At 70.1% G+C, this 5,386-nt stretch carries 5 protein-coding genes and 2 pseudogenes; 5 read left to right on the top strand and 2 right to left on the bottom strand.

The annotated features are described in order from the left end of the window. Positions 1 to 408, bottom strand: a pseudogene (locus tag AB0J09_RS55130) (hypothetical protein); the annotation flags it as partial. Between the two features lie 64 nt (positions 409 to 472). Further along, entirely contained in the window at positions 473 to 883 is a 411-nt protein-coding gene (locus AB0J09_RS55125; protein WP_360710353.1) for a TetR/AcrR family transcriptional regulator C-terminal domain-containing protein, read from the bottom strand. Positions 884 to 960: 77 nt separating this feature from the next. Between AB0J09_RS55125 and AB0J09_RS55120 the strand changes: the two genes are divergently transcribed. From AB0J09_RS55120 to AB0J09_RS55100, 5 genes and pseudogenes are all read left to right on the top strand, one after another. Continuing rightward, on the top strand, positions 961 to 1,728 hold the full coding sequence (locus AB0J09_RS55120) for an ABC transporter ATP-binding protein (protein WP_360710352.1): 768 nt from the start codon (positions 961 to 963) through the stop codon (positions 1,726 to 1,728). A gap of 80 nt (positions 1,729 to 1,808) precedes the next feature. Further along, positions 1,809 to 2,084, top strand: coding sequence for a hypothetical protein (locus AB0J09_RS55115; RefSeq protein ID WP_360710350.1), 276 nt, complete (start codon positions 1,809 to 1,811; stop codon positions 2,082 to 2,084). Positions 2,085 to 2,097: 13 nt separating this feature from the next. Then, the gene (gene glmS / locus AB0J09_RS55110) at positions 2,098 to 3,918 is read left to right on the top strand and encodes a glutamine--fructose-6-phosphate transaminase (isomerizing) (RefSeq protein WP_360710348.1); all 1,821 of its coding nucleotides are present in this window, start codon (positions 2,098 to 2,100) and stop codon (positions 3,916 to 3,918) included. 59 nt (positions 3,919 to 3,977) lie between these two features. After that, complete coding sequence (locus AB0J09_RS55105; protein ID WP_360710346.1) at positions 3,978 to 4,748, top strand: SAM-dependent methyltransferase; 771 nt, start codon at positions 3,978 to 3,980, stop codon at positions 4,746 to 4,748. A gap of 67 nt (positions 4,749 to 4,815) precedes the next feature. Then, positions 4,816 to 5,386 (top strand): annotated as a pseudogene (locus AB0J09_RS55100) (hypothetical protein); the annotation flags it as partial.

Raw genomic sequence — 5,386 nt, 5'->3', positions numbered from 1 at the left:
GGGCGGATCGGCCATGCGCATCGCCGACAGGGGAGGGGCGGCGGTGACCGTACGGGACCTCGGCCGGGCGTCGTCCCCCCGGGCGTCGCCGAGCGCGTCGCCCGGATCAATGCGAGCGGCAGGCAACGCGTCCACCAGGTGCATCGGCCCATAGCCGCCCGCCGTGCTGGGCGACCCCCCGTTCGTGTCCCAGCGGGACTCCAGATACGAGACGCCGAGCAGCACGCTCTCCGGCACGCCGTACTCCCGTGCGGCCGCGGCGAAGTCGGCCTGCCGTCCGGAAGCGCGCGCGGCGGAGCCGGGGCCGCCGGGATGCGGCGGTCGGTCACGTGCGGGCACGAAGTCGGGCACGAGGGCGGGCGAGGTGAGCATGCCGGCGATCAGGGTGGCGGCGAGCCAGAAGTGCATGACAACTCCCTCGGGAACGTCACGATGCAACTACTCACCGTAACCATTCCCAGAGAGGGATGTGTCAGACGGGTCGGATGATACGCATGAGATCAGCCAGATCAGCAGAGAACTCGGCATCCCAGTCGTCGGGCGTCAGGTGCTCGGCCAGTCGCTTGTGGGCGGGCGCGTCGGTCCCGCGGCGGAGCCGGATGTCCTTGGAGGCGTCGGAGAAGCGGCCGCTCACCTCGGAGAGCGCGAAGCCCAGCACGAACGTGCTCATCAGCCGCTCGATCCGGGGGACGTCGGCCTCCGGTACGCCCGCGTCAATCAGCGCCTGATAGGCCAGGTCGACCAGTTTGACCCCGTCGGGCGTCACCGAGGTGCGCAGCAGCAGGAGCGGGAAGACCGACGGGTGCTCGCGGGCCAGGCGCCGGATGGCCCAGGCGACCGTGCCCAGGCGTTCCTGCCACGTCTGCCCGGGATCTTCTGGCACGAGGCCGCCGAGCAGGCGGCCGACCAGGCCGTCGAGCAGTTCATCCTTGTTCCGGACTGAGAAGGGGGCTGGGACTCATGTTGAGCGCGAACGGGCTGGCCAAGCGGTACGGCGACGTCGCCGCGCTGGACGGGTTCGACCTGCGGGTGGAGCCGGGGGAGATCGCGGGGTTGGTCGGGCACAACGGCGCGGGCAAGACGACGTTCTTCGAGATCGCCGCCGGCCTGGTGCGGGCGGACGCCGGGAGCGTCGTGGTGCGGGGCGAGGTGGGGATGGCGCCCCAGCAACTCGCCCTCTATCCCAGCGTCACCGTCCGGGAGACGCTGCGGCTGTTCGGCGGGCTCGCCGGGCTGCGGCGCCGTGCCCTGGCCGCGGCCATCGACGTCACGGCGGAGGAGATGGCGCTGACCGGGGTGCTCGACCGGCGCGTGAGCGTGCTGCCCGGCGGCCAGCAGCGCCGCACGCAGGCCGCCACCGCCCTCCTGGCGAAGCCGGAAGTGCTCCTCCTCGACGAGCCACACGGTGGGCGCCGACCCCGAGACCCGTGCCGCGCTCCTGGCGGCGGTGCGCCGCAGGGCGGACGGCGGCGCGGCGGTCGTCTACTGCACCCACTACCTTCCCGAGCTCACCGAGTTGAACGCCACGATCGCCGTCGCGAGGTGCGGACGGGTCATCGCGAGGGGCACGGGCGCCGAACTGCTCAAGGGGCTGCCGGGCGAGGTCCGCGTCACCCTGGACGACGACGAGTCGGTCCCGCGGCCGTCCTCGTCGGGCTCGGACTCGTCGCCGGCGCCTTCGCCTGGTGGCGGTTCGGTAAAGGTTGGGGCCGCAACAGCCTCCTATAGAGAGCCGTTAGAGTTAAATCCTGCCCGATATCGGGCAGGATGATGGCGTGTCTCGTTCCAGATGCGTAGTGTCCTCCTCTGTGTCCACCACACGACATCCCTACGAAGATCTCATCGCCCACCTCACCGAGACGAGCCCCTTGGGTCCGGGTGAGGCCGCGCGAGTGGTCGCCGACGTGCTGTCGTACTTCTCCGAGTCCACCGAGGAGTACGTCCGGCGCCGTCACGGAGAGCTGAAGTCGCGTGGCCACACCAACGACGAGATCTTCCCGAGGATCGCCCGCGAATTACGCGGTCGCCGGGTAGCGGCACCGGAGCTGTCCCTGCGGCAGCTGCGCAGGATCATTTACGGATAAAGAGGAGACCTCTATGTGCGGAATCGTGGCCTACGTCGGCCCGAGGGACGCGGCGCCCATCCTGCTGGAGGGCCTTCAGCGGCTGGAGTATCGAGGCTACGACTCCGCCGGGGTCGTGGTGTCCAACCGAGGGCTCAAGGTACGCAAGGTCAAGGGCCGCGTGGCCGACCTGGCCAAGGTGATGCCGGTCAGGTTCAAGGGCACCCTCGGCATCGGGCACACCCGGTGGGCCACGCACGGCGTGCCGAGCGACGTGAACGCGCATCCGCACCTGTCCGGCGACGAGCGCATCGCGGTCGTGCACAACGGCATCATCGAGAACGCCGGCGAGCTGCGCGCCAAGCTGGAGGCCGACGGCGTGGAGTTCGCCTCCGAGACCGACACCGAGGTGCTCGCGCACCTGATCGCCCGCGCCGTCGACGAGAACGACACGCTGGAGGAGGCGGTCAGGAAGACGCTCAAGAGCGTCGTCGGCACGTACGGCATCGCGGTCATCGACGCGGAGCGGCCCGGCGAGGTGGTCGTGGCGCGCAACGGCAGCCCGATCGTGCTGGGCATCGGCGAGAAGGAGATGTTCGCAGCGTCCGACGTGGCCGCGCTCGTCCGCTACACCCGCCAGGTCGTCCACCTGGAGGACGGCGAGCTGGCCGTGCTGAAGGCCGACGGCTTCCACACCTTCTCCAGCGACGCTCGCGAGACGGCCAAGGAGCCGCTGACCGTCGACTGGGACGCCGGGCACTACGACACCGGCGGCTACGAGCACTACCTGCTCAAGGAGATCTCCGAGCAGCCCGAGACGATCACCCGGACGATGAGCGGCCGGCTCGACGAGCGCTTCCACGTGGCCCACCTCGGCGGCCTGAACATGGACGCCCGCGAGACCCGCTCGTTCCGGCGCGTGAAGATCATCGGGTGTGGTTCGGCGTACTACTCGGGGCAGATCGGGGCGCAGCTCATCGAGGAGCTGGCCAGGATCCCCTCCGACGCCGAGCCCGCCAGCGAGTTCCGCTACCGCAACCCGGTCGTCGACCCTGACACGCTCTACGTCGCGATCAGCCAGTCTGGGGAGACGTACGACACGCTCGCCGCCGTGCAGGAGCTCAAGCGCAAGGGCGGCCGCGTCATCGGCATCGTCAACGCGGTCGGCAGCGCCATCGCCCGCGAGGTGGACGGCGGCATCTACCTGCACGCAGGCCCCGAGGTATCGGTGGCCTCGACCAAGGCGTTCACCTCGACGTCGTTGGCGTTCGCGCTGCTCGCGCTGCACCTGGGCAGGGTGCGCGACCTGTCGCCCGCCGACGGGCGGCGCATCGTGGAGGGCCTGCGCAGGCTGCCCGGGCAGATCGAGGAGATCCTCACGCAGGGCGACAAGATCGCCGAGCTGGCGCAGAAGTACGCCAAGCACCCGAGCATCATGTTCGTGGGCCGCGTGCGCGGCTACCCGGTGGCCAGGGAGGGCGCGCAGAAGCTCAAGGAGATCTCGTACGTCCACGCCGAGGCGTACCCGGCCAGCGAGCTCAAGCACGGGCCGCTCGCGCTGATCGGCCCCGACATGCCGACGGTCGCGATCGTGCCCGACGACGAACTGCTCGACAAGAACCTCACCACGCTCGGCGAGATCCGCGCCCGCGGCGGCCAGGTGCTCATGGTCGGACACCGCGAGCCCGACGCCAAGCTGGCCGACGACGTGATCGTGATCCCCAAGAACGAGATCGAGCTCGACCCCATCCTGCTCACGATCCCGTTGCAGCTGCTCGCGTACTATGCCGCCGTGGCGCTCGGCCGCGATGTGGACAAGCCGCGCAATCTAGCCAAGAGTGTCACGGTCGAGTAAAGAGGCTAATTTGGCTTCAAACCTCGTTATCTGGCTGCGGACGGCATAAATTCGATACTGTGCGGCAGTTCGACCATGAGACGCCCAATCTCGCACGCATGTACGACTACATGCTCGGCGGGAAGGACAACTTCGCGGTCGACCGCCAGGCCATCGAGCAGCTCGCCGAGCTGATCCCGCAGGCGGTCCCGCTGGCCCGCGCGAACCGGGCCTTCCTCCAGCGTGCCGTGCGCTACGTGGCCGCCGCCGGGGTACGCCAGTTCCTCGATCTGGGCAGCGGGCTGCCGACCCAGGGCAGCGCGCACGAGGTGGCGGAAGAGGCCAGGGTCGTCTACGTCGATCATGATCCGGTCGTCGCCGCACACGCCACGGCCCTGCTCGGACGTTCGGGCAGGGCCGCCTTCGTTCAGGCGGACCTCCTGGATCCCGGCGCGGTGCTGGCCCAGGCGGGCACGTTCCTGGATCTGCGGAAACCGGTCGGGGTGCTGCTGGTGTCGATCCTGCACTTCCTGCCGGACTCGGCACGGCCGCAGCGGGCGGTGGCCTGTCTGCGCGAGAGGCTGGCGCCGGGCAGCTACCTCGTGATCACCCACGCCACGTCGATGGGCCGTCTGGAGGACGAGCAGCGATACCGGGGCGCCTCCAGGGACGATCCGGGTGCCGGCGCCGACCGCGCGCCCGCCGAGATCCGCACGTTCTTCGGCGACTTCCCGCTGGAGCCTCCAGGGCTGGTGCAGGCCGTCGACTGGCGTCCCGACCGGCCCAAGCTGGTCGGCGACTGGTCTCTGCCTTCGTCGCTCATGGCCGGGGTCGGCAAGAAACCTCTCTGAGAGGTATGTGTATCTCTGCGTAATGTGCCAATAACTCCGAGTACGCGATAGTTCGGGGGAGGGGCACATGCGCCGTCGACGGTTCTTCGTGTGGGGGCTGGGTGTGGCCGTGTGCGCGGCCGGTTGCGGCACGGAACGCGTCACCGGAGGCGCGGCGCTGCGTACCCGGTTCCTGATCAGCCCCGAGGGGCGCCGCTGGACGCGCACCGGGCAGGTGTTCGCCGACGCGGCCCGCACGGCCGGATACCAGATCGGCGCCGGCACGAAGATCACGCTGGCCGGCCTGCCCGCCCTGGCCGCCGCCGAGGTGAACGGCGGCCATACCTTCCTCGACACCACGACGCCCCTGTCGAGGCTCAGCGGCGAGGTCGAGGTTGTGGTCGTGCCCGGCGACTCCCGCTTCAGGGACTTCGAGGCCTTCGGCGCCCACCTGCTCGCCAAGCCGGGCCAGACGCCGCTGGCGGGCGGGCCGCAGGGCGAGCCGGACCACCTGCTGTTCGGGCTGATCGCCAAAGGGCTCGGCGCGGACACCAGGCAGGTCGACTACACCGGCTATCCCAGCAGCCAGGAGGCCGCAACCGCGCTGCTGTCCGGCAAGGCCGCGGCCGCCGCGGGCCTGCTCGCCGACTGGCGCGCCG

It is taken from the genome of Nonomuraea sp. NPDC049784, assembly GCF_040659615.1.
Classification (GTDB): domain Bacteria; phylum Actinomycetota; class Actinomycetes; order Streptosporangiales; family Streptosporangiaceae; genus Nonomuraea.
The sequence above is the reverse complement of the archived record's forward strand: the minus strand, read 5'-3'. Positions and strand labels throughout refer to the sequence as shown.

Bases quoted from the DNA above. Each gene is read 5' to 3' on its own strand.
- AB0J09_RS55120 (WP_360710352.1), top strand. From the start codon at position 961: ATGTTGAGCGCGAACGGGCTGGCCAAGCGGTACGGCGACGTCGCCGCG.
- glmS (WP_360710348.1), top strand. From the start codon at position 2,098: ATGTGCGGAATCGTGGCCTACGTCGGCCCGAGGGACGCGGCGCCCATC.